This is a genomic window from Bradyrhizobium sp. USDA 241, assembly GCF_049739505.1.
Taxonomy (GTDB): domain Bacteria; phylum Pseudomonadota; class Alphaproteobacteria; order Rhizobiales; family Xanthobacteraceae; genus Bradyrhizobium; species Bradyrhizobium liaoningense.
Window position 1 is genome coordinate 2,354,036 of sequence record NZ_JBMGPZ010000005.1, and the last position, 22,565, is coordinate 2,376,600.

Genomic DNA, 22,565 nt, shown 5'->3' on the forward strand with positions numbered 1-22,565 from the left:
GCCGGAACTCAGGAATTCAGCTCAAGCTCCATCCTCGTCTGCTGGTCGGCCTCAGCCTTGTTCTTGGCGGGGTCCTCGCCGTGTGCTGCCTGGCACGAGGCGATCTCGTAGCCGTTGTCAAGCACCCGGCGCGGTCCCGGCCGCTCGTCGTCCGCAACCACGTCCACGACGAGACCGCTTCGCTGCGCGAGCTTCCAGACGTCGGACTCGCTGGGATAGGCCTTGCTGATCTGGGCATCGTTGCAGAACAGGGCGTAGGGCATTTTTCCCGCTCCAAGAAACCGGGTTAACGAGCTTGCCCGGTCAGGTTCCGCCCGCCGCCAGATCGTGATCGGCCACCGCCGGCCCTTGAGTCCTTAACGAGTCCTGAATCCCGGAAAAAAGAATCCCTGGGACTCGTCGGCCGGAATCAGCGGATGTTTTCCGCCATGACGAGCGACCTGAAGACATCCTGCGGGCACATGCTCCTGACGCTCACGCTGGCGCTGCTCGGCGCCTGCGCGGCCAATCTCTGGCTGGTCTGGTCCTGGCTGTAGGCCTTTGACCGGGCGCTATTTTTTTGCTGGAGGGCCGGCGTCGCGGATGGCGGCACGCAATCTGGTCAGGGTCGCCGTACAGTATTCCTCACGCTCGCGCTCGAAGCGCTCCTGATGCTTCCGGAAATTGGCAAGGCGAGCCTGCATCTCGGTGCGGAAATCGCCGCTTGCCCGCGCCATGAGAGGTGCGGGCCGGGGCGGAAGCGGAACTTGCGGCGGCTCGACCTCGACGGCCACCGCCTCCATGGCGACGATCTCGACCGCGACGGGCGAGCCAACCGCGGACGCATCCGGCTGCAGGAGGTCATCCTTCCTGCCGGTCACCGATTGGACGAAGGCCAGTGTCTGCGCGATCAGTGCGTCGCGCTCCCTGATCCATTTCATGATCCACCTCAGCCACGATCATTCCAGCAAAGCGGCTGCATCGAATCAAGAAGGTTCGAAAGGGATTGCATATTTTTCCCGATCGCCCGACATTGAAAGAATGGTCGCGGGAGAAGAACGGTCGGACGAAGCGGAGGGGCTGAGGCTCATCCGCGCGTTCCTGTCGCTGCCGCCCGACAAGCGGGCGGAGGTGATCGCATTTGCGGAAGAATTGGCGCGTGCCCACGCCCTGTCCGCGGAGGGCAGGGAGGCATCGCCGCGGTGAGCGCTACCGCTCGCGGGGATTGACGTTGGGCTCGAACGGCGCACCGACCACCCGGACTGGAGCCTGGATCGATGTCCGGGCGACGTCGATCACGGCTCTCTCGGCGACGCGCTTTTCAGGGGCCGGCACCAGCTCCGGTTCGAACAGTATCAATGTGCCGGCCACGGCGCCACAGCACAGCATCACTGTCACCAGCAGAATGATGTTTCGGTTTTCTTCCCTGATCCGCATGGGTCAAGAACGAGTGACGCACGTCTTTGGTTCCGGTCCGGCATTTCATCGACCTGTCGTGCCAGCAGAAAACCCGTTGCGATCGCGAACAGCACGGCCGTCATGACGACAGCCGTAACCGCACCGCGGCGATCCTGGCTTTCTCTTTGACCGTGGTGGAGCGCATCGTACACGCACGCTACCTCATGTTGAACTCTGATCCAGATTATGGTCAGTAGCGGCGCCTGCGATGCGCGCGGCCAACATCCACTCCTGAAGGTCTGCCTATGAACGAGGATGTCAGCGACGGCTGGGCCGCGTCCGCGGCCGCCTGGATCGTCGAGCAGGGGCAAGATGGCGACTATGGTCGCCGTTTCGTGTTGGACGCGCCGATGAAGGAGCGCATCGAAGGGCGCGGCTTCCGCAATGCGCTCGACGTCGGCTGCGGGGAAGGGCGCTTCTGCCGCATCATGCAGCGGGCCGGCATCCGCACCACCGGTATCGATCCGACCGAGGCGTTGCTCGCGCGCGCCCGCGAGCTGGACCCGGACGGCGACTATCGGCTCGGCCGCGCCGAGATGATGGAGGTCGATGCGAGCTTCGATCTGGTCGTCAGCTATCTCAGCCTGATCGACATGCCCGATCTCGATACTGCGATCGCAAGGATGGTGGCGGCGCTGCGTCCGGGCGGTACGCTGCTGATTGCCAACCTGACGAGCTTTAACACCGCCGGCCAGCCGGACGGCTGGACACGCGACAGCGAGGGCGAGATGCGCTTCGCCATCGATCACTACATGGACGAGCGTCCGATCTGGGCCGCCTGGCACGGCATCCGTCCAGAACTGGCACCGTCCGCTCAGCACCTACATGACTCTGTTGCTCGATCACGGTCTGCAGTTGCGTCTCTTCGTCGAGCCGCAGCCGACAGGCGGCAGTCCCGAGCAGGTCGCCCGTCATCGCCGCGTGCCCTTCTTCCACGTCATGGAGTGGCAGAAGCCGGCCTGAGGGTAAGGCAGGCGATTTCGGCGGCGACGCATCGCCTGTACACTGGCTCACGACTTGGCTCGAGGCTCGTCCGATGATCCCCAATCGTCCTCCCGTGCTCGCCCACCAACGTTTCCTCGCCGACCGTGAGAATTTCGCGGGTCTCGATCTCGCCGCGCGGTTCGAGCGCATTGAGCGCACCAACCTTTGGGGCGCGGCCACTTCGGTATCCGGCCTCGGCTCGGAGGATCCCGCGACCAGCGCGGTCTGCGAGGCGCTTCCTGCACTGCTGCAACGGCTCCGCGTGCGCTCGCTGCTGGATGCGCCCTGCGGCGATGCCGGGTGGATTGGCCGGCTCGAGCTCGATGTCGATTACACCGGCATCGACATCGTGCCGTCGCTGATCGAGGCCAACCGCCGGCGTGTCGCAGGCGGTGCCTCGCCGGGCCGGTTTCTCGTCGCCGACATCACGCGCGATGCATTGCCGCTTGCGGATCTGATTCTCTGCCGGGACTGCCTGGTGCATCTGAGCTTTGCGAACATCGATCGCGCCCTCGCGCAATTCCGGATCAGCGGGGCGCGCTTGCTGCTGGTCACCACCTTTCCCGAATGGGACGGCAACCGCGATTGCGAGGACGGCGACTGGCGGGCGCTCAACATGGAGAAGGCGCCGTTCGACTGGCCCGCGCCGGACGCGCTGATCAACGAGCGTTGCGAGGAGGGCGGTGGTGGCTGGCGCGACAAGAGCCTCGGGCTCTGGCGGCTGGATCAATTGCCGAATGCGAAGCCCGATAGCGGCTCGAATAGCAGCGCGCTGGCGGACTGAAACTGCGTCGAGAGCTGGTGCCGGCTGAGGGGATTGAACCCCCGACCTTCGGTTTACAAAACCGCTGCTCTACCGCTGAGCTAAGCCGGCGACGCTTGAATGCAGAGCGGGGCCCGGCATCTGTGCCGGTTGTCCGCCCGGGCGTCGCAATATCAGACTTGGTTGGAAAGTGCCAGAACCCGCGATGATTGGTGCAGGCACGAAACAGGCGGCCCGAAGGCCGCCTGATCCATCGCGCTCACGCTCGTTGACCTACTGGCAGATGTGCGGGCGGCCGTCTTCGCCCTTGAACCAGGTACCGGGCGTACAGACGAAGCCGTTGCGCTGGGCGTAGGTGCGGGTGTCCCATCCACGATTGTTCCAGCCGCGGTCCCACGAATTGTCATAGGCGTAGGAATTGTCCCAGGCGCGGAATGGGGCGGTGGCGATCGCGCCAGCGGTGCCGATCGCGGCGCCGGCGACGCCCGCTGCGACGTCGGTAGGCCAGAAGCCAGTGCGGCTCCTGTTCCAGTCGTTATTCCAGTCGCCGCTATTGGTCTGACGATAGGACGCGCGGCGCTGACGATAGCCGCTATCGGTGTACGGGTTTCCCGGGCCGAGGTTCTGGCAGTTGGCGTTGGGGAATTGCGCCGCGCAGCGGCCGGGATTGGTGACGACCGCCTGCGCCATGGCGGAGCCTGCCAGCATGGTCGCTGCAATCGCTGTCGCCCCGAGAAGCTTGATGTTCATGGCTGTTCACTCCCATTTCGTTGATGGGGGCTAAACGCCGACGGCGCAGGACGTTCCGATGCAACCGTGGATTTTCGCAGCTGAACAGTCAAACGGATGTGAGCACGGCGGCGCTGTTCCGGCGGCGGAGCCCTGCGCGTTAACACTTCGCTAGCTTGCTTTGCAGCATTTGAGCGGCGCGCAACCCTTACACATTAGGCTTACCGGAAATTGGTGAGCAGGCCTTAACTCTCTCTGCGTGGCGATCGGTTAGGTTGTCGCCGGATAATCGGGGTCTCCTCATGCGCGCCGTGGCGCTCGCCGCCTTTCTGATCGGACTGCCTGCGACGGCGTTTGCCGGCGAGGGCTTCGATATCGTCGTTCCCGGCCGCCCTGGGGTGCCGATCATCATCAACAACATCGACGCCTCCTATGCCGTGGTCGAAGGCACCTGGGGCCTCGGCAAGAACCAGCAGGTGCAGCCCACGATCTATGGCGGACGCTATATCGCCGAGCGTCAACCCGACCATCTCGGCCACTATTATCCGACGCTGGGCCTGCGGCCGGGCTACGGCCGGCTCGAGGTCGAGCCGCCTGCCAACCGCAAATTACCCAAGCCCGCCGAGAGCTACCACGAGAGCTGGGGCGCCTCGTCCGCGCCGCTGCCGGCGCAGATGGACCCGCCGGTCGATCCGCCGGCGGTGATCTACGCGCCCGAGATCAACGATCGTCCTCGGCCCCCTCGGCCGCGGCCGCGTACAGAGCTACCCGGCAGGCCGCCGGGTTGAGAAACGTGACAATCCAAAAAAACGGAATCAACAGGAGAGAGTAATGCGTCAGATGATTTCGGGACTGGTCGCGGCAGCAGCCGTGACGTTCGCCGCCACCGCGCCCGCCGCCGCCTGCGGCTTCACCACGTGCGCGCCGGTTGCGCCGGTCTATTCCGGCTGCAACACCGGCTGCGGCGGCTATGGGTACGGCTACGGTTATGGCGCCTATGAGCGTCTCGTCGAGCCGACCACGCAGTATTACTACGTGAACCAGGGCCCGACCTATACCGGTCCGGGCGCGTTCGCGCCGTATCCGACCTACCGTGAGGACGCGGTCGTTGCGCCCGCCAATTACGGCTATGGCTACGGCTATCGTGCCGCTGCGGTCGCGCCGCCGGCCGCTTACCCCTATCGCCGCCCGTACTACCGTCCGTATCGTTATGGCTACGGCCCCCGCTACGGATATCTGCCGCGTGTGCACTACGGCCACGGTCCGCGCTATGGCTACGCTCATCGCCACGCGCCGCATTACTATGGCGGTCACCGCGCGACGCGCCGCTATCACTGATCTCTGATCGGCTAAAGCCCAACGAGACGCCCGTCCGCGCGATGCGGGCGGGCGTTTTGTTGTGCCAAAGCGCGATGCGATTCGGATGAATCGTCATCGCGCTTTAGATTGTTGTTTAAGCATGATCTTTCCGGAAAACCGCTGCGCACTTTTCCGGATCATGCTTTAGCGCTTCATGAGGCCGAGCCGGCTCGCGCCCACATAGAGCGCGAGCACGGCGGCGTTCGAGACGTTGAGGCTCTTGATCTCGCCGGGCATGTCGAGCCGCGCCACGACGCTGCAGGTCTCGCGGGTCAATTGCCTGAGGCCCTTGCCTTCGGCGCCGAGCACGAGTGCGAGCGGCTCGCGTAGCGCGACATCGCTGATATCCTCGCTGCCTTCGCTGTCGAGGCCGACGGTCTGGAAGCCGTGCTCGTTCAGCGCCGTCAGCGCGCGGGAGAGGTTCTGTACCGTGACCATCGGGACCAGCTCGAGCGCGCCGGAGGCGGCCTTGGCCAGCACGCCGGTCGCTTCCGGACTGTGCCGCGCGGTGGTCACGATCGCCTTCACCGCGAACGCTGCGGCCGAGCGCAGGATGGCGCCGACATTGTGGGGGTCGGTGATCTGGTCGAGCACCAGCACCATGCCTTCCTGCGTCAGGGTCTCGATATCCGGCGAGGGCAGGGGATCGGCCTCGGCCAAGAGGCCCTGGTGCACGGCGTCGGGCGACAGCAGCCGGTCGATCTCCTGGGGCCGCACGATCTCCGGCGCTACGCGGGTCTCGATGTTCTCGTCCGCAAGGCGCCTTGCGGCGTTCTCGGTCAGCGTCAGTTTGCGGATCCGGCGCTGGGGGTTGGCCAGCGCCATGGTGACGGTGTGCCAGCCATAGAGGATGACGGGGCCGTCGCCTTGCGAATCACGGTCGCGCCACGCCGACCGGCCGGCCGTTTTTCCGGGCCGGTTGAAGGGCTTAGCCCCGCCGCGAGCCCCCTTGGGGCCGAATTTTCGATCCTTCATGGGCTCGCTTCTGTCATGGGTTCCGGAATATGGCAATTTCGGTGGCGGCGAGGGCGATTTTAGCCGTCCGCCTCGGTTGACTTTGCCCCACCGCATCGCCCATAAACGCGCCCGGTCGCGCCCCGATCCGGGTTGTCGCGGCCTTCACGTTCCATGGCCGACTTCGGTCGCCGGCAAGGTCCGGCCCGATTGTGCTGCCATCGAGCGGGGGAGTGTCCCGAGTGGCAAAGGGAGCTGACTGTAAATCAGCCGCCTCATGGCTTCGCAGGTTCGAGTCCTGCCTCCCCCACCACGCTTCGCCCTTCGGGCTCCGCGTGGCGCAGCCACGTGAGGTCCGAAGGGCAAAGCGTGGTGTCCGGCGAAGCCCGTAGGGCGAAGACGGACTGAAGCCGCCTCAAGTCGCTACCCCATCATCTCCCGCACCATCGGCACCACTTTCCGCCCATAAAGCTCGATGCTCCGCATCAGCTTCTCGTGCGGCAAAGGTCCTGCCGAGTACTTCAACTGAAACCGTGAAATGCCGAGCGCCTTCGCGGTCTTCGCGATCTTCCGCGCCACCGTTTCCGGCGAGCCGACATAGAGCGAACCATGCTCGGCCTCGCTGACGAACTCGTCGCGGCCCATCGGCGGCCAGCCGCGCTCCTTGCCGATGCGGTCGCGCATGGCCTTGTAGTCGGGCCACAGCTCCTCGCGCGCCTGCGCATCGGTCTCGGCGACGTAGCCCGGCGAATGCACGCCGATCGGCTTCGACGGGCGGCCGAACTCCCTGAAGGCGCGGTGATAGAGATCGACGTAAGGCGCAAAGCGCGCAGGATCGCCGCCGATGATCGCGAGCATCAGGGGCAGATCGTAATGCGCGGCCCGCACCACCGATTGCGGGCTGCCGCCGACGCCGATCCAGGTCTTGAGCGTGCCGTTCTCGACCGGCGGGTAGACCAGCTGGTCCCGCAGCGGTGGACGGAGCTTGCCTTCCCAAGTCACCGGCTGCTGCGACAAGAGCGCGGCGAACAAATCGAGCTTCTCCTCGAACAGCTCTTCATATTTGCGCAGGTCGAAGCCGAACAGCGGAAAGGACTCGGTGAACGAACCGCGGCCGAGGATCACCTCGGCGCGCCCGTTCGAGAGCGCATCCAGCGTGGCAAAGCGCTGGAACACGCGAATGGGATCGTCCGAAGACAGCACCGTTACGGCAGAGCCTAGATGGATGCGTTTGGTACGCGATGCGATCGCGGCCAGTACGGTCTCCGGCGAGGAGATCGCGAAATCGGTGCGGTGGTGCTCGCCGAGCCCGATGAAGTCAAGCCCGAGCTCGTCGGCCAGCACCGCTTCGTCGACGACGTTGCGGATCACCTGCGCATGCGGGAGCATGGCGCCGGACGCATCTCTCGTGACGTCGCCAAAGGTATCCAGTCCGAATTCAAGCGGTGCGGTCATCGATCAGGTCTCTGTGGGGAGCGGCGTCAGCCGCCAGGACGGGGTGGTTTCGATGTGGAGCTAGGTCGTGGCCGCCGGCTCAACAAGGCCGCTCCGGGAAAGGCTGGGTTTCCGGTTTTTTCACCACGCCCGCTCAATCGGATCTGGCGAACATCGCGACCAGGGTCTCGCGCAGCCAGCGCTGCGCCGGCACGGTGTCGTTGCGCTGGTGCCAGAACAGGCTGACGATGCGCGGCGGCGCCTTGAGTGGCAACGGCATGGCGTGCAGCAATGGTGCATGCCTTGATTGCGAGCGCAGATCGCTCGGCAGCACCGCGATCAGGTCGGACTGGCGCACGACCTCGTAGGCGGCGCTGTAGTGATTGACGGTCGCCACCAGATTGCGCGACAGCCCGCGCGAGGCGAGAAAGAGATCGTAGGACGGCATCGTCTTGCCCGCGAGGCTCACGTCGACATGTCCCGCATTCAGGAATGTCCGGGTGCTCAGCCGCTTTCGGGCGGCGAGGGGATGCCCGCGCCGCATGAAGCAGGCGTAGTCGACGGTCCACAGCGAGCGCGAGCGGATGGCGGCGGGCTGCTGCGCCTCGTTGACATAGACGCTGAGCACGCAGTCGACCCTGTTGTCCTCGAGCTGGTCGGCGATCTCGATGACGGTGTTGGGGATAGTGTGGACGCGCGCCTTCGGCGCGATCGCGCCGAGATGGGTGAGAAGGTTCGGCATCACCAGCGAGGCGACGTAGTCCGACATCGACAGGCTAAACTCGGTCTGCGCGCGGGCGGGATCGAACACCTGCTCGTCGAGCGCGCCGCGCACGGTTTCCAGCGCTTCGCCGATCGGCTCCCACAGCGCGGCTGCGCGCTGGGTAGGACGGATTCCCGTGCCGGCGCGCACGAAGAGGGGATCGCCCAGCGCGTCGCGCAGCCGCGCCAGCGCGTTGCTGACCGCGGGTTGGGTCATCCGCAGCGCGCTCGCGGCGCGCGTGACGCTGCCCTCGGTCATCAGCGCCTCGAAGACTTTCAGGAGGTTGAGATCAAGCGCGCGAAACGACACGAACATTCACTACGGTGATATAGTAGATCATGATTATAAATTATGACGATAATGTCACTTTGTCTATGGTTCCTTCCTGAGCGGCGCGCCGGGCCCGTGACATCAGAGGGGACTTTTCATGTCGATGATATCGGCGCGCATCGAGCGCCTTCCGTTCGCACGCTTCCACAAGCATCTGCTGCTGATGGGCGGGCTCGGCTACATGTTCGACGCGATGGACGCGGCGGTGCTGGCCTTCATCCTGCCGGTGCTGCGCACGGCGTGGAATCTGTCGAGCGTGCAGATCGGCGTGCTCGGCAGCAGCACCTATATCGGCTTTCTGTTCGGCGCCTTGTTCGCCGGCACGCTGGGCGACCTGATCGGCCGCCGTGCCGTGATGATGTCGGCACTGGCGCTCTACTGTATCGCATCCATCGTCAGCGCGGCGGTGGACACCTGGCCGTCCTTCTTCGCCGCCCGCGTCGTCGCCGGCATGGGCACCGGCGCGGAGAGCGCGATCATCGCGCCTTATCTCGCGGAATTCGTCGCGCGTCGCTACCGCGGCAGCTTCACCGGCGCGTTGGCCGGCTTCTTCTCCTTCGGCTTCGTCGCCGCGGCCTTGCTCGGCTACTTCATCGTCCCCGCCTATGACAACGGCTGGCGCATCGTGCTGGTCATCACGGCGGTGCCGGTCGTCATGCTGCTGTGGTGGCGCAAGTCGCTGCCGGAATCGCCGCGTTGGCTCGAAAGCCGGGGCCGGGAGAAGGAAGCCGAAGCCGTCCTCGACAGGATCGAGGCGGGCTTTGCGCGCGCGGGCCATGTCCTGCCGCAGCCGGTCGTCGAAGCCACGGCGCCGGCCGGCACGACCGGAACGCTGCTTGCCAATTTCGCGGCGCTTCTGGCGGGTCGGCAGACGCGATGTTCGCGGCGCTGGACGAAGCCGTCAAGTCGGCGATCGGGCACAAGCTGTTCACGATCCTGGCCTACGACGGCGACAGCGGCGAAGCTGCGCGGGTCTATTCCAATCTTCCCGGCCCGTATCCGGCCGGCGGACGCAAGCGCCTTGCGCCGGGCCCCTGGACCGAGGCCGTTCTCGACCGCGGCGAGGCCTATATCGGCCGCACGCTGGACGATCTGCGCGACGTCTTCTCCGACCACGCGCTGATCGCCTCGCTCGGTTGCGAGAGCGTGCTCAACATGCCCGTGCGCTGGCGCGGGCGGACGCTCGGCACGCTCAACCTGCTTCACGAGGCAGGCTGGTACGGCGAGGACGATATCGCCGCATGCCTTCCCTTTGCCCAGCTCACATTGCCGGCGCTGCTTGCGCCGGCCTCTCTCTGACAGGACATCGCGATGCCCAGCATCCTCTTCAAGAACGCCGCGCTGCTCGATCCGCTCCAGGTCGAGTTGCTGGCAGGTCATGACGTACTGGTCGAAGACGGCCTGATCAAGGAGGTCTCGGACCGTCCGATCAAGGCCAGCGCCGATCGCACCGTCGATCTCAAGGGCAAGACGCTGATGCCCGGCCTGATCGACCTGCACGTGCATGCGATCGCCGTGGAGCTCAACCTGGCGCAGCAGGTGCACATGCCCAACGTGCTGGTGACGCTGCGCTCGACGCTGCTGCTGCGCGGCATGCTGCGGCGGGGCTTCACCACGGTGCGCGATGCCGGCGGCGCCGACCATGCGTTGAAGCAGGCGATCGAGACCGGCCTGACCGACGGTCCGCGACTGTTCGTCTCCGGCCGCGCGCTCAGCCAGACCGGCGGCCACGGCGACATGCGGGCGCGCTCGGATTACCTCGCCAGCGACGCGCCATGTCCGTGCTGCGTGCGTGTCGGTGCGCTGGCGCGCGTCGCCGACGGCGTCGACGGCGTGCGCAAGGCCGCACGCGAAGAGCTCCAGATGGGTGCTGACCAGATCAAGATCATGGCCTCCGGCGGTGTCGCCTCGCCGACCGATCCGGTCGGCGCCTTTGGCTACTCCGAGGACGAGATCCGCGCCATCGTCGAGGAGGCGCGCGGCCGCCAGACCTACGTGCTTGCCCACGCCTACACCGCGGCCGCGATCGAGCGCGCGGTTCGCTGCGGCGTGCGCACCATCGAGCACGGCAATCTCGTCGATGCGCCGACCGCGCGCCTGATGGCCGAGGAGGGCGCCTATGTGGTGCCGACGCTGGTCACCTATGAGGCATTGGCCAATGAGGGCGCGCAATTTGGCCTGCCGGCGGAGAGCGTCGCCAAGATCGCCGACGTCCGCGACGCGGGCCTGCGCTCGCTTGCGATCTATCGCGACGCCGGCGTGAAGATGGGGTTCGGCAGCGATCTGCTCGGTCCGTCGCAGCGCCTCCAGAGCGACGAATTCCGCATCCGCGCCGAAATCCTGGGGCCCCGCGCGGTCATCGCCAGCGCGACAGTGATCGGCGCCGAGGTGCTCGGCATGGACGGCAGGCTCGGCCGCATCGCGCCGGAAGCGATCGCGGACCTGCTGGTGGTCGACGGCAACCCGCTGCGCGACGTCGGCTGCCTGCTCGGCCAGGGCGAGCACATTCCGCTGGTGATGAAGGCAGGCAAGGTCCAGTTCGACCGGCTCGACGCGTAGTTACCCACCGCATCACGGGCATCTGCACACTGATGTCGATCTTCGGTCCTATTTCGAGATGCGCACGACCATCTTGCCGAGAGCTCCGCGCGTCTGCATGGTCCTGAACGCTTCCCGGAAATCGTCCAGCGCGAAGACCTGGCCGACCACGGGCTTCAGCTTGCCCTCGGCCAGCCAGCCCGTCAGGTCCGACATCAGGCGCTTCTGTGTCTCGGGCTCGCGTGTTGGAATCTGCGCAAGGTCCACACCGAGCAGGGCGCCACCTTTCAACAGTGGCAGATTGAAGGGCAGCGCGGGGATCGCGCCGGCGGCAAACCCGACCACGAGATGGCGCCCGCGCCAGGCGATGGAGCGGAAGGCCTGCACCGAGATGTCGCCGCCGACCGGGTCGAAGATCACGTCGGCGCCGTGCCCTCCAGTCAACTCCTTCAGCGTGTCGCGCCAGCCGGCCTGCGTGTAGTCGATCGCGGCGTCGGCGCCGTGTGCCTGCGCGAACGCGCGCTTGTCCGGTGTCGAGGCCGCTGCGATCACGCGCGCGCCGAGCAGCTTGCCAATCTGGACTGCAGCGATTCCCGTGCCGCCGGCTGCGCCCAGCACCAGAAGCTGCTCGCCAGCGCAGAGCGAGGCGCGTGCACTGAGCGCATAAAGCGCGGTCAGGTAATTGGCACGAAAGGAGGCCGCGACTTCGGCCGCAACGCCGTCCGGCAAGGGATACAGCGCTTCGGGCCTGACGACGATCTCTTCGGCCAGCGCGCCCGAGCGCGTCATGCCCATCACGCGCGTGCCGGGCTGATAGCCACCCGGCCTGCCGGGAGCTTCGTCCACGATCCCTGCGAACTCGGTCCCGGGAATGAAGGGCAGGGGATCCTTGGTCTGATAGAGGCCCTGGATTTTCAGGCCATCGACAAAGCCGATCCCTGCGGCCTCGACCCGGATCCGCAACTGTCCGGGCTCCATGGGCGGGGGCGGGACGTCCTTCAGCTCGATCTGATCGATGGGCGCGTATTGCTCGACGACGACGGCTTTCATGTCGGACCTCTGTTGTTCCAGCTATCCTGACAGGGGTCGCCGTCGGCCGCTGGCGTCTATCGCCACATCCCCCGCATCTTCGCCCCGATGTCGATTTTCGGCCCATGCGCAGAGCTGCGGGCCGCACCTGCGGCGGCCTTCGGCCAGGCGGTGCGCTCGAACAGGTAGACCAGGGTTTCCGGGATGAAGCGGGTGCGCGAGGCGTAGACGTGGCGATCGCCCTTGGCGGCCTGACCGTGGGTGAAGAAGCGCTGGGGAACGACGAGGTGCAGATCGTCCTTGGCGCGGGTCATCGCGACATAGAGCAGGCGGCGCTCTTCCTCGATCTCGGCGCTGGTGCCGGCGCCGAGATCGGACGGCATGCAGCCGTCGACGACGTTGAGCACGAACACCGATTTCCACTCCTGGCCCTTGGCGGAGTGGATGGTGGAGAGGATCAGGTAGTCTTCGTCGCGCAGCGGCGGTCCGGATTTGTCGCTGGTCGCATCCGGCGGATCGAGCGTGAGCTCGGTCAGGAATTTCTCGCGCGAGGGATAGCCGCTCGCGATCTGCTCGAGCTGCATCAGATCGGCGCGGCGCGTCTCGGAATCCTCGTGGATGCGATCGAGATGCGGCTCGTACCAGAGCCGCACGCGCTCGAGATCAACAGGCCATTCCGAATAGCGCAGATTTTCGACCGTGCGGACGAAGTCGGTCCAGTCGTCGCCGGTGCGCGCCGGCACCGGGAGCCGGCCGAGCGCGGCAAGTGGATCGGTGCTCTCCGCGATCTGGTCGAGCACGCGTTGTGCGGTCGCGGGGCCGATGCCCGGCAACAGATGCAGGATGCGAAAGCCGGCGACGCGGTCGCGCGGATTTTCGGCAAAGCGCAACAGCGCCAGCACGTCCTTGACATGCGCGGCGTCGAGGAATTTCAGCCCGCCGAACTTGACGAAGGGGATGTTGCGGCGCGTGAGCTCGATCTCCAGCGGACCCGAATGCGAGGAGGTGCGGAACATCACCGCCTGGTGCTTGAGCAACGCGCCTTGCTCCCGGTTCGCCAGCACCGCCTCGACGATGTAGCGCGCCTGGTCGGCCTCGTCGTGCACGGTGACGAGCTGCGGCTTCTGTCCGGAGGCGCGCTCGGTCCAGAGATTTTTCGTGAAGCGCTCGCGGGCGAGGCCGATGACGCCGTTCGCCGCCGCCAGCACCGCCTGCGTCGAACGGTAATTGCGGTCGAGCGTGATCATCTCGGCGCGGGGCGAGAAGCTTTGCGGAAAGTCCAGGATGTTGCTCACGGTGGCGGCGCGGAACGAATAGATCGACTGCGCGTCATCGCCGACCACGGTGAGGCCGCGCCCGTCAGGCTTGAGCGCCAGCAGGATCGAGGATTGCAGACGGTTGGTGTCCTGATATTCGTCGACCAGCACGTGATCGAAGCGGCCGCCGATCTCTTCCGCGATCAGCGCATCGCTCATCATCTGCGACCAGTAGAGCAGCAGATCGTCGTAATCGAGCACGTGCTGGGCCTGCTTGGCCTCGACGTAAGCGGCGAACAGGCCCTTCAGCTCGGCTGCCCAGCCGCTGCACCAGGGATAGTGCACCCCCAGCACCTTCTCGATCTCCATCTCGGCGTTGACGCAGCGGGAGTAGATCGAGAGGCAGGTGCCCTTGGCGGGAAAGCGGCTCGCGGTCTTCGACAGTCCGCGCTCGTGCCGGACCAGGTTCATCAGATCGGCAGAGTCCTCGCGGTCGTGGATGGTGAAGGCGGAATCGAGGCCGATCCGCTCGGCATATTCGCGCAAGAGCCGCGCGCCGATGCCGTGGAAGGTGCCGGCCCAGGTGAGCGCATCGCGCATGATCGCGGCGTTGCTCTCGCCGAGCACCTTTCGGGAGATGCGCTCGACGCGGCCGGCCATTTCCGCCGCCGCACGGCGCGAAAACGTCATCAGCAGGATGCGGCGGGGATCGCTGCCTGCGACGATCAGATGCGCGACGCGGTGGGCCAGCGTGTTGGTCTTGCCGGAGCCCGCGCCAGCGATGACGAGCAGGGGAGCGCCCACGGTCGAGCCCTCGGCCACGCCATGCTCGACGGCGCGGCGCTGCTCCGCATTGAGCGTGTCCAGATATGTCGCCACGAATCGCCCCGGTGAAAGGATGAGAGTCGGCGATCCCGGCGCGAATCGCAATGCGGCTGGACGGAACCGGAATTAGGATTTAGGGGGAAGACGGCCCCCAGTTCCAGCGTACCCCATGCCCGAGATGACCGAGCTCAAGCCCGACCAGTTCGAGATGCGACGGCTGGAATCGCTCAGCAACACCATTTTCGGTGTCGGCATGACGCTTCTCGCCTATGATCTGCCCAAGGCCGCCGTGTTCACCAGCGCGCCGGACTGGAACGACCTCGCCCGGGTCTATTCGGGCAAGCTGATAGGCTTTGCGCTCAGCTTCATCATCGCCGGCGTGTTCTGGATCAGCCATCACCGGCGGCTGGCGCGCCAGCCGGTCGGCAGCCGCGGCGACGTGATCCTCAACCTGTTCTTTCTGCTCTCGATCGTGCTGCTGCCGGTCACCAACGGGCTCTACACCAATTATGGCAGGAGCAGCGCCGTCGCCGTGCTCTACGGCTTGCATTTGACCGCGATCGCGGGCCTCAACGCCTGGCTGTGGTGGAGGATCCTGGGCGGCTGGCGCCAGGAAATCATGGCCGCGCTGTTTCCGCTGCTGGTGTTCATCCCGGGCACGATCGTTGCGGCGTTCGCGCCGCACGTCGCGCCCTTCTTGTGGTTCATCGCCTTCGGCGGAATCGTGATCCAGCGTTTCTACAATGCGCGGACCGGGCCGGGCGCCTAGTACCCGGAATCAGAGCTGAGTGATACGGCGGCCTTTGAAACGGCGTTGACGGACCTTTTTCTTGGTCCAGACGAAGGGCTCGGCTCTGTCGTTGTATGCGTTGACGTAGGCATCGATGTGTTCCTGAAGCTGCTTGAGGCTCGTGAAGGAGGTGCCGCTGAGCGACTGCCCCTGCAAGATGGAAAACCATACTTCGACCTGATTGAGCCATGACGCACTTGTCGGCGTGAAATGAAATTGCACGTTGGGGTGGGCCTTGAGCCAGTCCTCGTTCTTTTTATGGGTGTTGAGGTTGTCGAGGATGACGTGAAGCTTGCGGTTCGGAAAAGCCGCGGTGACGCTGTTCATGAAATCGAGAAACTCGACGCGGCGCCGGCGTTTTGAATGGGTCGCGATGATCTTTCCGGTGGCGACTTCGAGCGCCGCAAACAATGTTGTGGTGCCATGCCGCTTGTAATCGTGGCTTTGGCCGGTCAAGGCGCGGCCATTGGGCAACTTCAGATAACCCTGCGCTCGCTCCAAAGCCTGGATCGAGGGCTTCTCGTCCACGCACAGCACAATGGCCTTCGCCGGCGGCGCGACATAGAGGCCGACAACATCGGCGGCTTTGGCCGTAAAGTTCGGGTCGTTGCTCTCGCACCAGGACTTGCGAGCCACCAGGTCAATCTTGTGGCTGCGCAGGAACCGCCAGACATATTGGACATCGACATCGCCCAGCGCCTCGGCCAGCAGGGGGCCGGTCCAGCGCGCAAACCCTTGCGGTGGCGGCTTATCCAGCAGCTTCAGAATCCGCTTGTCGGTCGTCTTCGTATAGATCGGCTGCTTGCCAGGCCGCGGCTTGTCTTGCAGCCCTTCAAGGCCATGGTCGGCATAGCGATGCCGCCAAAGGCTGACAATCCGCGGCTGGACCCCAACTTCCTTGGCGATCGACCGGGTGCTGCGCCCATCCGCCGCCAACAGAACTATCCGCGCCCGCTTCAAATCGCGCTGCAACGTCACCGGTGAGCGACAGCACGCCTCAAGCACCTTGCGATCTTTCCTCGAAAGGTGGACTTCTCTTGCTTCGGGTATCATCCCGACCTTGAATCACGACTCACGTTCCAAGAAAAGTGGGTACTAGCTCACCCCTCTGTCGCCCCGAACCCATCGGCCGGCACGTAAAGCTTGACCGGCCGGATTTCGTAGACCGCCGTCGGATTGACCGCACGCAGCTTCCGCGCCGCCGCGATTGCCTCATCCTCGGTGGCGCATTGCATCAGGTGGAAGCCCAGAAGCTGTTCCTTGGTCTCGGCAAACGGCCCGTCCAGCACTATTCCCGCGCCGGGGCCGCGCAAGGTGCGGGCCTTTCGGGTCTCATCCAGGCGGGCCGCCGGTCCAAACTGTCCGCTTGCCCGGAGGGGCGCCTGAACCTCGATGACTTTGGCTACGACTGCGGCGTCCTGCTCCGGCGTCCAGGACAAGATCTCGTCTTCCACGTGGTAGGCCAGGATCGCGTAGAGCATCTTCACCTCTTTTTTTTGCACAGGTCCCAAGGACGTAGCACAGCAGCCCGTCCCGACAATCCCGAGACGAATATTGCGTGCCCGGCGAGCGGCGAAACGGTTCTGAAACCCGATTGCGGACCTGCCATGTGAACGCCGCCGGAGCGGGTCGCGACTGATGGACCATAAACAACAGGCTTTTGCTGGAGGCCGCAATGTCGGGTCATACCATCAAGATCATCGTAAGCGGAGCTTTTCTCCCATTTGATTGACTGGTTTCGCTTCGGCTTTCGCTCTGCGATCCTTGGCTTGTCAGAGAGCCGAGAGGAGACTGAAGGCGATGGAACAATCGGGGGAGGAAGCCGAAGCTGATGGCTTTGTGGGGAAGCTTACGCGCCGGACGCGTTCTGGAGGCCGGTTATGGTCTGCGGAGATCAAGGGGCGCGCTGTTTTCGAGAGCATGAAGCCCGACGCCCGGGTATGTGATGTCGCACGGCGTTATGGTGTGAAGGCCCAGCAGTTGACGACGTGGCGCAGATTGGCGCGTGCTGGCCGGCTCGCATTGGTCACGGACGACGCGGCGGATTTCGTGTCGATCGAGCTGAGCGATCCAGTGGCGTCAGGCAAGAGCGAGGGGCCCGTCGAGATTACGATTGGCAAGGTTTCGGTCCGCCTGGATGCGGACGTGTCGGCGGTGCGGATCGCGGAGATCGTGACTGCGATCGAGCGCGGCGCATGATCATTCCGGCGCAGGGACTGCGGATTGTGCTTGCTGTGCGTCCTGTTGACTTCCGGTGCGGGCACGACGCGCTGGCCGGTCTTGTGCAAAACACGCTTGGGCTCGATCCGCATTCGGGCCTGATCGTGGTTTTTCGTTCGAAGCGCGCCGACCGGCTGAAGATTTTGCTATGGGACGGCACGGGCCTCGTTTTGGTCTACAAGCGCCTTGGCCGCGATGGTCGTTTCGAGTGGCCGCAGATCAGCGACGGCGTCATGCATCTGACGCGCGTGCAGTTCGAAAGCGAGTGGGCGAACGGATTGTCGCGACGCCAGCTGCGGCGAACTGACTCAGACCCGACAACCTGTTTCGCGCGGGGCTTTGGGATGATAGCTTGCGGATGTGCCGGGGAGTGTCAGAAGTTTTGTGTAAGAGCGTCTCTGTGAGGGGTTTGCGGGGTCAGCGGACTGACCCCATGGGGTCAGTCCGCTGAGCCTGCAAAGCGCTCGCCGAACTGGATGGCAAACTGGCCCATTGCGGCCGTCCATGCAACCGGTCGTCGCCAATGGATGCCGGCATTTCTGATGGCGAGGTAAAGCAGCTTCATCGCCGCCTCGTCGTTGGGGAAGCTGCCGCGTGTTTTGATGATCTTGCGCAGCGAACGGTTCAGCGCCTCGACCGCGTTGGTGGTATAGATCATTTTGCGTATCTCCGGCGCGAAGGCGAAGAACGGAATGACGTGCTCCCACGCCCGGCGCCAGGCCGCCCCGATCGCGGGATAGCGCTTGCCCCACTCGGCTTCGAAGTCCTCGAGCCTGAGCAGAGCGGCGTCGGCATTCTCGGCATGATAGATCGCCTTGATCGAGGGAAGGATCGCCTTGCGATCCTTCCAGGACACGAAGGATAGGCTGTTGCGGATCAAATGCACGATGCAGGTCTGGACCATCGCCTTGGGAAAGACGCTGTTGATCGCCTCGGGAAAGCCCTTCAGACCGTCGACGACGGCGATCAGGATGTCGGCGACGCCGCGGTTCCTCAGATCGTTCATGACCTTGAGCCAGAATTTGGCGCCTTCGGTTTGCTCGATCCAAAGCCCGAGCACGTCTTTCTCGCCCGATGCAGTGATGCCCAGCACGACGTAGACTGCCTTGTTCTTGACCATCCCCTCATCGCGAATCTTGACCCTGAGCGCGTCGAAGAAGACCACCGGATAGATCGCTTCCAGCGGCCGGCTCTGCCATTCGCGGACCTCGTCGAGAATCGCGTCGGTGACCTTGCTGATCAGATCGGGGGACACCTCGGTGCCGTAGAGCTCGGCCAGATGGCCCTGGATCTCCCGTACCGTCATGCCCCGCCCGTAGAGACTGATGATCTTCTCGTCGAAGCCGTCGAAGCGGGTCTGGCCCTTCGCGACGATCACCGGTTCGAACGTGCCGGCGCGGTCGCGCGGCACCTCGATCTCGATCTCGCCGTCGTCCGTCAACAGCGCTTTGCTGCTTGTGCCGTTGCGGCTGTTGCCCGACCCGCGGCCCGCCGGGTCGCCCTTCTCATAGCCAAGGTGGTGGGTCAGCTCCGCACCCAGTGCGCGCTCCAGAAGCGCCTTCTTCAGTCGTCTGAAAAGCCCGTCTTCGCCGGCTAAGTCTTCTGGCTTGAGGCTGCCCCCGGCAAGAAGCTGGTCCAAAATCTCAGGTGAAAAATCCGTAGCCATGTGAGTCTCCTGTCAAAGGTAAACTCACAGAAACCATCTTACACCGAGTTACTGACACCCTCATGTGCCGCCGTCCCCCATTGATCCCGCCCGTCTTGCAGCGCTGCCCGCCGATTTGCGCGCGCTCTTCCGCGCGCAGGAAGCGATGATTGAAGCCGAGCGTCGTCGCGCAGACGATGAATGCTCGGCGCGCCTTCATGTCGAGAGTGAACTGGCTGCGTCCAAAGAGAGCGTCGAACGCCTCGAACTGCTCGTGAAGGAGTACGAGCGCGCACGTTTCGGTAAACGCTCGGAGAAGTTCAATCCCGATCAGATGCAACTGGTTCTCGAGGACATCGAGATTGCCATCGCCGAAGTCCAGGAACGCCAGGACGATCGTGCGCGCCGCGCCGGCACGGCGCCGTCCAGCCGCCGGACCAGGCGCGCTGCCCGTGCCTTTCCCGCGCACCTGCCGCGCATCGAGCAGGTGATCGAACCCGAGAACCTCGAGTGTCCCTGCGGCTGCGGCCGGATGGTCCAGATCGGCGAGGATCGCTCCCGCCGTCTCGATGTCATGGCCGCCCAGTATCGTGTGATCGAGACGGTGCGACCGCGCTACGCCTGCGCAAAGGGCTGCACCGGTGTTGCTCAGGCGCCGGCGCCCGCCCATCTCGTGGAGGGTGGCATCCCCACCGAGGCGCTGCTGGCGCAGGTGGCGGTCGCCAAGTTCAGCGAGCACATGCCACTCTATCGTCAGTCGCAGGTTCTGGCTCGGCATGGCATCTTCATCGATCGCGCCGTTCTGGCAGACTGGATGGGAACGGTCGCCTTCCACCTCGCGCCGCTGGTCGAGCGCATGAGCGTCGTGATGAAGCAATCGGGCCGCTTGTTCATAGACGAGACCAGGGCGCCTGTGCTCGATCCGGGCCGGGGCCGAACGAAGACCGGCTATCTGTGGGCTGTCCTGCGCGACGATCGCGGCCACGGCGGCGCTGATCCACCAATCGTGGTCTACCACTACGCGCCAGGACGCGGTGGTGACCATGCTGAGCGCATCCTCGAGGGCTTCGACGGCATCCTTCAGGTCGACGGATACCAGGGCTATCATCGGCTCGCACGGCCCAAGCGCAAAGGCGGCGTGCCGCTGCGGCTGGCCGCATGTTGGTCCCACTCAAGGCGCAAGATCATCGCAGCGACTCCGAAAGCCGGCTCACCCATCGCCGAAGCCGTTCTCGCGCGCATCGCCGCACTCTATGCGATCGAGAAGGAGATCCGTGGCGCCGACGCCCCGGCTCGGCAAACGACCCGTAACGAGCGATCACGGCCGCTCGTCGCTGAACTCGAGAGGTTTCTGCGCGAGCAAGCCGCTCGCCTGTCGCCGGGCAGCGAGATGGGCAAGGCGATCGCCTATCTCCTGAACCATTGGGATGGCCTCACCTTGTTTCTCGACGATGGTTGCGTTGAGATGGACACCAATCCCGTCGAAAATCAAATCAGGCCGCTGACTCTGACGCGTAAAAATAGTTTATTTGCTGGTCACGACGAAGGTGGTCGTTCATGGGCGCGCATAGCTTCGCTCATCGCCACCTGCAAAATCAACAGCGTGGAGCCCTACGTCTGGATGAAAGCGACGCTCAAAGCGATCGCAACCGGTCACCCGCAGTCCCGGATCGACGAGCTCCTGCCCTGGTCGTTCGGCCGCACCTCGTAATTCTCCGTCGTTGCCGCCTCCATACCCCCCGCCAACGATTTGCAAACACGTTGATCAACAGACTGCAATCCCCACGCCAAACCTTTGCGAGTGGGACGCGACCGTCGCTTACAGATCATCTGCGACGCGCGGCGGGCGGGACAGTCGGAGCCGGCCGATCTGCACGACCAGGCCGGTCATCACCGCTATTACGGCAGCTCGGCCGAGAACGGCGGCGAGCGGATCGTGGAAAGCCGGCGCGGCAAACGGCCGCGCGCGCTCAACATCTGCGGCTTCTGAAGGCTTTCGGCGAACCGGTCGTTCATATGAACGTCCTGCAATTGTCGATCGCGGCGATGCCGTTCCTGCTCGCAATGATGAGCCGGACGGGCAAGGCTGTCCGTCCCGTGCCTTCTGACGAGCCTCTTCACGGTGCTGCATGGCGGCGAGCCGCACCGTGCAAGTCGTGGGCTCGGTGCCTCGGCATGCTGATCGCCGCCGTCGCGCCGCGCGAGCGGCTTCGCGCCGGCTGGCCGGCTTCCAGTTTGAAGGAAATCGCAAGGAAAAGGCGCGGCGGGGAGGCCCCGTCGCGCCCGATTTCTTGCTCGCTGGTCCAGGGCTGAGAACGCCCCGATGCCAAGCCTTTACTCAAAGCTCAGCGGGCGATCCCAGCGAGGTGACAGCGCTTGAGATAAGACACTGGATCACCTCCTTTCGTTGGTTTCGGGAAACATCAATATAGACAGCCTTGCCGCTGCTGTTAAGGGCGGCGGGTCCGGAGGAACCGGGGCGGTCCGCGAAGCCCGTGAGAGCCGAGAAAGCGACCTCCTCGGCAGTTGAGACCGCCGCCCGGCCGTGTTAGGGGATCGGCCGACGCGGGTGTAGCTCAATGGTAGAGCAGCAGCCTTCCAAGCTGAATACGAGGGTTCGATTCCCTTCACCCGCTCCAACAAAATCAAGCACTTCGCACATCTCCAGTTTTCCGTTCGGACAAGGCGGCTGCCGCTCATTCGGACAAGTGTCCGTCCTTTGTTCTGGTGGCTCGACGCTTCTTAGTCCCGGCGACGATCTGTTTCGTGGTGCGCTTGACGTACTTCGGCAACACTTTAACCGTGGTGTGCCTGCTCTGGGCCAATATCTCGCGATCAGTCAGTTCGGCATCGCCGGTTTCGGTAAGACCTCCGTGCCGGAATGATGCGAACGATAACTCGTCCGGCAGCTCGGCGGCCCGAATCACTTCCTTCACCTTCCGGCTCATGTGCGTGAAGTCCGGCATGTCTGGCTTGGGCCAAGTCGGCCATGGTCCGCGCTCGCCCCAGTCCCGCCGCAGCATCAAGCCGCCTATGCGCTCGCGCTTGATGGCATCTAGCCCGTCTTATTCGCGAGAGGGCGCCTGAGAGGCTGGCGAGCGTGGTGTAAAGCGCTGATGCGGCGTAGGATTCGGTTGCGAAGCCACCCCATCACCTTCAACCGCGAACGCCACGCCCGCCATGACCGATGATACGATTTCAGACCACTATCGAGAAGCAAGAATTCAACACAAATAAAACCTCTGCCTCGCGCTCGATCTCTTCATGCTTGATAGTCTCGTTTCGGAGGCTGAGCACCTACCGCGTCTAATAGGCCGCTCGCGCCGGTTTCTTTGGACGCGGCACGACCGCGACTCCACGTTTCGGCACAGAAATGATCGGGAGTCACTCAATCTTTCTTCAACTTAACCCGTCTTATTCGTAAGAGTGCGCCTGAGGGGTAAAGCGCTGATGCGGCGTAGGATTCGGTTGCGAAGCCAACCCCATCACCTCCAACCGCGAACGCCACG

At 64.5% G+C, this 22,565-nt stretch carries 25 protein-coding genes, 3 tRNA genes and 2 pseudogenes; 16 read left to right on the forward strand and 14 right to left on the reverse strand.

The annotated features are described in order from the left end of the window. Nucleotides 1-8 precede the first annotated feature (8 nt). Nucleotides 9-263, reverse strand: a complete 255-nt coding sequence (locus tag ABIF91_RS33125; RefSeq protein WP_028180039.1) for a hypothetical protein — start codon at nt 261-263, stop codon at nt 9-11. A gap of 288 nt (nt 264-551) precedes the next feature. After that, a complete protein-coding gene (locus ABIF91_RS33130) occupies nt 552-782 on the reverse strand; it encodes a hypothetical protein (protein ID WP_424579614.1) in 231 nt (76 codons plus the stop codon). Between ABIF91_RS33130 and ABIF91_RS33135 the strand changes: the two genes are divergently transcribed. Beyond that, nucleotides 781-1,185, forward strand: a complete 405-nt coding sequence (locus tag ABIF91_RS33135) for a hypothetical protein (protein ID WP_424579615.1) — start codon at nt 781-783, stop codon at nt 1,183-1,185. The genes ABIF91_RS33130 and ABIF91_RS33135 overlap by 2 nt on opposite strands. 3 nt (nt 1,186-1,188) lie before the next feature. Here the strand turns inward: ABIF91_RS33135 and ABIF91_RS33140 are convergent, their stop codons facing one another. Further along, nucleotides 1,189-1,416 (reverse strand): hypothetical protein, encoded by a 228-nt coding sequence (locus ABIF91_RS33140; RefSeq protein ID WP_035676840.1) that lies wholly within the window; start codon nt 1,414-1,416, stop codon nt 1,189-1,191. 266 nt (nt 1,417-1,682) lie between these two features. Here ABIF91_RS33140 and ABIF91_RS33145 point away from each other — a divergent pair. Beyond that, a pseudogene (locus ABIF91_RS33145) lies at nt 1,683-2,400 on the forward strand (class I SAM-dependent methyltransferase). Between the two features lie 73 nt (nt 2,401-2,473). Next, nucleotides 2,474-3,205 (forward strand): class I SAM-dependent methyltransferase, encoded by a 732-nt coding sequence (locus ABIF91_RS33150; protein ID WP_028180036.1) that lies wholly within the window; start codon nt 2,474-2,476, stop codon nt 3,203-3,205. A gap of 15 nt (nt 3,206-3,220) precedes the next feature. Here ABIF91_RS33150 and ABIF91_RS33155 read toward each other — a convergent pair. Together ABIF91_RS33155 and ABIF91_RS33160 are read right to left on the reverse strand one after the other, a co-directional pair. Beyond that, nucleotides 3,221-3,295 (reverse strand) — tRNA-Thr (locus ABIF91_RS33155). A gap of 162 nt (nt 3,296-3,457) precedes the next feature. After that, nucleotides 3,458-3,934 carry a hypothetical protein gene (locus tag ABIF91_RS33160; protein ID WP_035676846.1) on the reverse strand — a complete coding sequence of 159 codons (477 nt, stop codon included), beginning with the start codon at nt 3,932-3,934 and terminating at the stop codon, nt 3,458-3,460. Nucleotides 3,935-4,215: 281 nt separating this feature from the next. Here ABIF91_RS33160 and ABIF91_RS33165 point away from each other — a divergent pair, with 281 nt between their 5' ends. Both ABIF91_RS33165 and ABIF91_RS33170 read left to right on the forward strand, forming a co-directional pair. Beyond that, complete coding sequence (locus ABIF91_RS33165) at nt 4,216-4,701, forward strand: hypothetical protein (RefSeq protein ID WP_028182416.1); 486 nt, start codon at nt 4,216-4,218, stop codon at nt 4,699-4,701. A 43-nt stretch (nt 4,702-4,744) separates the two neighbouring features. Continuing rightward, the gene (locus ABIF91_RS33170; protein WP_028182415.1) at nt 4,745-5,251 is read left to right on the forward strand and encodes a hypothetical protein; all 507 of its coding nucleotides are present in this window, start codon (nt 4,745-4,747) and stop codon (nt 5,249-5,251) included. Nucleotides 5,252-5,416: 165 nt separating this feature from the next. On the opposite strand, the gene rlmB is transcribed toward ABIF91_RS33170, so the two are convergent. After that, on the reverse strand, nt 5,417-6,247 hold the full coding sequence (gene rlmB / locus ABIF91_RS33175; RefSeq protein WP_028182342.1) for a 23S rRNA (guanosine(2251)-2'-O)-methyltransferase RlmB: 831 nt from the start codon (nt 6,245-6,247) through the stop codon (nt 5,417-5,419). A 206-nt stretch (nt 6,248-6,453) separates the two neighbouring features. On the opposite strand from rlmB, the gene ABIF91_RS33180 reads away from it, so the two are divergent. Next, nucleotides 6,454-6,539: transfer RNA gene (locus ABIF91_RS33180), tRNA-Tyr, on the forward strand. Between the two features lie 110 nt (nt 6,540-6,649). Here ABIF91_RS33180 and ABIF91_RS33185 read toward each other — a convergent pair. Further along, nucleotides 6,650-7,681, reverse strand: a complete 1,032-nt coding sequence (locus ABIF91_RS33185; RefSeq protein WP_028182343.1) for an LLM class flavin-dependent oxidoreductase — start codon at nt 7,679-7,681, stop codon at nt 6,650-6,652. 133 nt (nt 7,682-7,814) lie between these two features. After that, nucleotides 7,815-8,738, reverse strand: coding sequence for a LysR family transcriptional regulator (locus ABIF91_RS33190; protein ID WP_028181706.1), 924 nt, complete (start codon nt 8,736-8,738; stop codon nt 7,815-7,817). Nucleotides 8,739-8,934: 196 nt separating this feature from the next. Here ABIF91_RS33190 and ABIF91_RS33195 point away from each other — a divergent pair. From ABIF91_RS33195 to ABIF91_RS33205, 3 genes and pseudogenes are all read left to right on the forward strand, one after another. Further along, nucleotides 8,935-9,558 (forward strand): annotated as a pseudogene (locus tag ABIF91_RS33195) (MFS transporter); the annotation flags it as partial. Nucleotides 9,559-9,629: 71 nt separating this feature from the next. Further along, a complete protein-coding gene (locus ABIF91_RS33200; protein ID WP_244429938.1) occupies nt 9,630-10,052 on the forward strand; it encodes a GAF domain-containing protein in 423 nt (140 codons plus the stop codon). 12 nt (nt 10,053-10,064) lie between these two features. Beyond that, the gene (locus tag ABIF91_RS33205; RefSeq protein WP_424579616.1) at nt 10,065-11,312 is read left to right on the forward strand and encodes an amidohydrolase family protein; all 1,248 of its coding nucleotides are present in this window, start codon (nt 10,065-10,067) and stop codon (nt 11,310-11,312) included. Nucleotides 11,313-11,360: 48 nt separating this feature from the next. Here ABIF91_RS33205 and ABIF91_RS33210 read toward each other — a convergent pair whose 3' ends face one another. Further along, nucleotides 11,361-12,341 (reverse strand): NADPH:quinone oxidoreductase family protein, encoded by a 981-nt coding sequence (locus tag ABIF91_RS33210; protein ID WP_028181708.1) that lies wholly within the window; start codon nt 12,339-12,341, stop codon nt 11,361-11,363. A 56-nt stretch (nt 12,342-12,397) separates the two neighbouring features. Then, the gene (locus ABIF91_RS33215) at nt 12,398-14,455 is read right to left on the reverse strand and encodes an ATP-dependent helicase (RefSeq protein WP_424579617.1); all 2,058 of its coding nucleotides are present in this window, start codon (nt 14,453-14,455) and stop codon (nt 12,398-12,400) included. Between the two features lie 124 nt (nt 14,456-14,579). Between ABIF91_RS33215 and ABIF91_RS33220 the strand changes: the two genes are divergently transcribed. Beyond that, complete coding sequence (locus ABIF91_RS33220; RefSeq protein ID WP_028181710.1) at nt 14,580-15,170, forward strand: TMEM175 family protein; 591 nt, start codon at nt 14,580-14,582, stop codon at nt 15,168-15,170. Between the two features lie 9 nt (nt 15,171-15,179). On the opposite strand, the gene ABIF91_RS33225 is transcribed toward ABIF91_RS33220, so the two are convergent. Both ABIF91_RS33225 and ABIF91_RS33230 read right to left on the reverse strand, forming a co-directional pair. Beyond that, on the reverse strand, nt 15,180-16,244 hold the full coding sequence (locus ABIF91_RS33225; protein WP_026192128.1) for an IS630-like element ISRj1 family transposase: 1,065 nt from the start codon (nt 16,242-16,244) through the stop codon (nt 15,180-15,182). A 47-nt stretch (nt 16,245-16,291) separates the two neighbouring features. After that, complete coding sequence (locus ABIF91_RS33230) at nt 16,292-16,672, reverse strand: YciI family protein (protein ID WP_028181711.1); 381 nt, start codon at nt 16,670-16,672, stop codon at nt 16,292-16,294. A gap of 319 nt (nt 16,673-16,991) precedes the next feature. On the opposite strand from ABIF91_RS33230, the gene ABIF91_RS33235 reads away from it, so the two are divergent. Further along, on the forward strand, nt 16,992-17,390 hold the full coding sequence (locus ABIF91_RS33235) for a transposase (RefSeq protein WP_026192391.1): 399 nt from the start codon (nt 16,992-16,994) through the stop codon (nt 17,388-17,390). Beyond that, nucleotides 17,387-17,815, forward strand: a complete 429-nt coding sequence (gene tnpB, locus ABIF91_RS33240) for an IS66 family insertion sequence element accessory protein TnpB (RefSeq protein ID WP_424579618.1) — start codon at nt 17,387-17,389, stop codon at nt 17,813-17,815. Before ABIF91_RS33235 ends, tnpB begins: the two co-directional genes overlap by 4 nt. Nucleotides 17,816-17,850: 35 nt before the next feature. On the opposite strand, the gene ABIF91_RS33245 is transcribed toward tnpB, so the two are convergent. Then, nucleotides 17,851-19,077 (reverse strand): IS256 family transposase, encoded by a 1,227-nt coding sequence (locus ABIF91_RS33245; protein ID WP_038960272.1) that lies wholly within the window; start codon nt 19,075-19,077, stop codon nt 17,851-17,853. 145 nt (nt 19,078-19,222) lie between these two features. Between ABIF91_RS33245 and tnpC the strand changes: the two genes are divergently transcribed. From tnpC to ABIF91_RS33265, 4 genes are all read left to right on the forward strand, one after another. Next, nucleotides 19,223-20,767: an IS66 family transposase gene (tnpC, locus tag ABIF91_RS33250; RefSeq protein ID WP_224517700.1), complete on the forward strand. Its 1,545-nt coding sequence runs from the start codon at nt 19,223-19,225 to the stop codon at nt 20,765-20,767. A 90-nt stretch (nt 20,768-20,857) separates the two neighbouring features. Further along, on the forward strand, nt 20,858-21,046 hold the full coding sequence (locus ABIF91_RS33255) for a hypothetical protein (RefSeq protein WP_424579619.1): 189 nt from the start codon (nt 20,858-20,860) through the stop codon (nt 21,044-21,046). Between the two features lie 26 nt (nt 21,047-21,072). After that, nucleotides 21,073-21,369 (forward strand): hypothetical protein, encoded by a 297-nt coding sequence (locus ABIF91_RS33260; protein WP_347335881.1) that lies wholly within the window; start codon nt 21,073-21,075, stop codon nt 21,367-21,369. Between the two features lie 252 nt (nt 21,370-21,621). Beyond that, nucleotides 21,622-21,695, forward strand: a tRNA-Gly gene (locus ABIF91_RS33265). Between the two features lie 57 nt (nt 21,696-21,752). Here ABIF91_RS33265 and ABIF91_RS33270 read toward each other — a convergent pair. Beyond that, nucleotides 21,753-22,022, reverse strand: a complete 270-nt coding sequence (locus tag ABIF91_RS33270) for a hypothetical protein (RefSeq protein WP_028182439.1) — start codon at nt 22,020-22,022, stop codon at nt 21,753-21,755. Nucleotides 22,023-22,565 lie beyond the last annotated feature (543 nt).

Bases quoted from the DNA above. Each gene is read 5' to 3' on its own strand.
- ABIF91_RS33125 (WP_028180039.1), bottom strand. From the start codon at position 263: ATGCCCTACGCCCTGTTCTGCAACGATGCCCAGATCAGCAAGGCCTAT.
- ABIF91_RS33135 (WP_424579615.1), top strand. From the start codon at position 781: ATGGCGACGATCTCGACCGCGACGGGCGAGCCAACCGCGGACGCATCC.
- ABIF91_RS33130 (WP_424579614.1), bottom strand. From the start codon at position 782: ATGGAGGCGGTGGCCGTCGAGGTCGAGCCGCCGCAAGTTCCGCTTCCG.
- ABIF91_RS33140 (WP_035676840.1), bottom strand. From the start codon at position 1,416: ATGCGGATCAGGGAAGAAAACCGAAACATCATTCTGCTGGTGACAGTG.
- ABIF91_RS33150 (WP_028180036.1), top strand. From the start codon at position 2,474: ATGATCCCCAATCGTCCTCCCGTGCTCGCCCACCAACGTTTCCTCGCC.
- ABIF91_RS33160 (WP_035676846.1), bottom strand. From the start codon at position 3,934: ATGAACATCAAGCTTCTCGGGGCGACAGCGATTGCAGCGACCATGCTG.
- ABIF91_RS33165 (WP_028182416.1), top strand. From the start codon at position 4,216: ATGCGCGCCGTGGCGCTCGCCGCCTTTCTGATCGGACTGCCTGCGACG.
- ABIF91_RS33170 (WP_028182415.1), top strand. From the start codon at position 4,745: ATGCGTCAGATGATTTCGGGACTGGTCGCGGCAGCAGCCGTGACGTTC.
- rlmB (WP_028182342.1), bottom strand. From the start codon at position 6,247: ATGAAGGATCGAAAATTCGGCCCCAAGGGGGCTCGCGGCGGGGCTAAG.
- ABIF91_RS33185 (WP_028182343.1), bottom strand. From the start codon at position 7,681: ATGACCGCACCGCTTGAATTCGGACTGGATACCTTTGGCGACGTCACG.
- ABIF91_RS33190 (WP_028181706.1), bottom strand. From the start codon at position 8,738: ATGTTCGTGTCGTTTCGCGCGCTTGATCTCAACCTCCTGAAAGTCTTC.
- ABIF91_RS33200 (WP_244429938.1), top strand. From the start codon at position 9,630: ATGTTCGCGGCGCTGGACGAAGCCGTCAAGTCGGCGATCGGGCACAAG.
- ABIF91_RS33205 (WP_424579616.1), top strand. From the start codon at position 10,065: ATGCCCAGCATCCTCTTCAAGAACGCCGCGCTGCTCGATCCGCTCCAG.
- ABIF91_RS33210 (WP_028181708.1), bottom strand. From the start codon at position 12,341: ATGAAAGCCGTCGTCGTCGAGCAATACGCGCCCATCGATCAGATCGAG.
- ABIF91_RS33220 (WP_028181710.1), top strand. From the start codon at position 14,580: ATGACCGAGCTCAAGCCCGACCAGTTCGAGATGCGACGGCTGGAATCG.
- ABIF91_RS33225 (WP_026192128.1), bottom strand. From the start codon at position 16,244: ATGATACCCGAAGCAAGAGAAGTCCACCTTTCGAGGAAAGATCGCAAG.
- ABIF91_RS33230 (WP_028181711.1), bottom strand. From the start codon at position 16,672: ATGCTCTACGCGATCCTGGCCTACCACGTGGAAGACGAGATCTTGTCC.
- ABIF91_RS33235 (WP_026192391.1), top strand. From the start codon at position 16,992: ATGGAACAATCGGGGGAGGAAGCCGAAGCTGATGGCTTTGTGGGGAAG.
- tnpB (WP_424579618.1), top strand. From the start codon at position 17,387: ATGATCATTCCGGCGCAGGGACTGCGGATTGTGCTTGCTGTGCGTCCT.
- ABIF91_RS33245 (WP_038960272.1), bottom strand. From the start codon at position 19,077: ATGGCTACGGATTTTTCACCTGAGATTTTGGACCAGCTTCTTGCCGGG.
- tnpC (WP_224517700.1), top strand. From the start codon at position 19,223: ATGATTGAAGCCGAGCGTCGTCGCGCAGACGATGAATGCTCGGCGCGC.
- ABIF91_RS33260 (WP_347335881.1), top strand. From the start codon at position 21,073: ATGAACGTCCTGCAATTGTCGATCGCGGCGATGCCGTTCCTGCTCGCA.
- ABIF91_RS33270 (WP_028182439.1), bottom strand. From the start codon at position 22,022: ATGCCGGACTTCACGCACATGAGCCGGAAGGTGAAGGAAGTGATTCGG.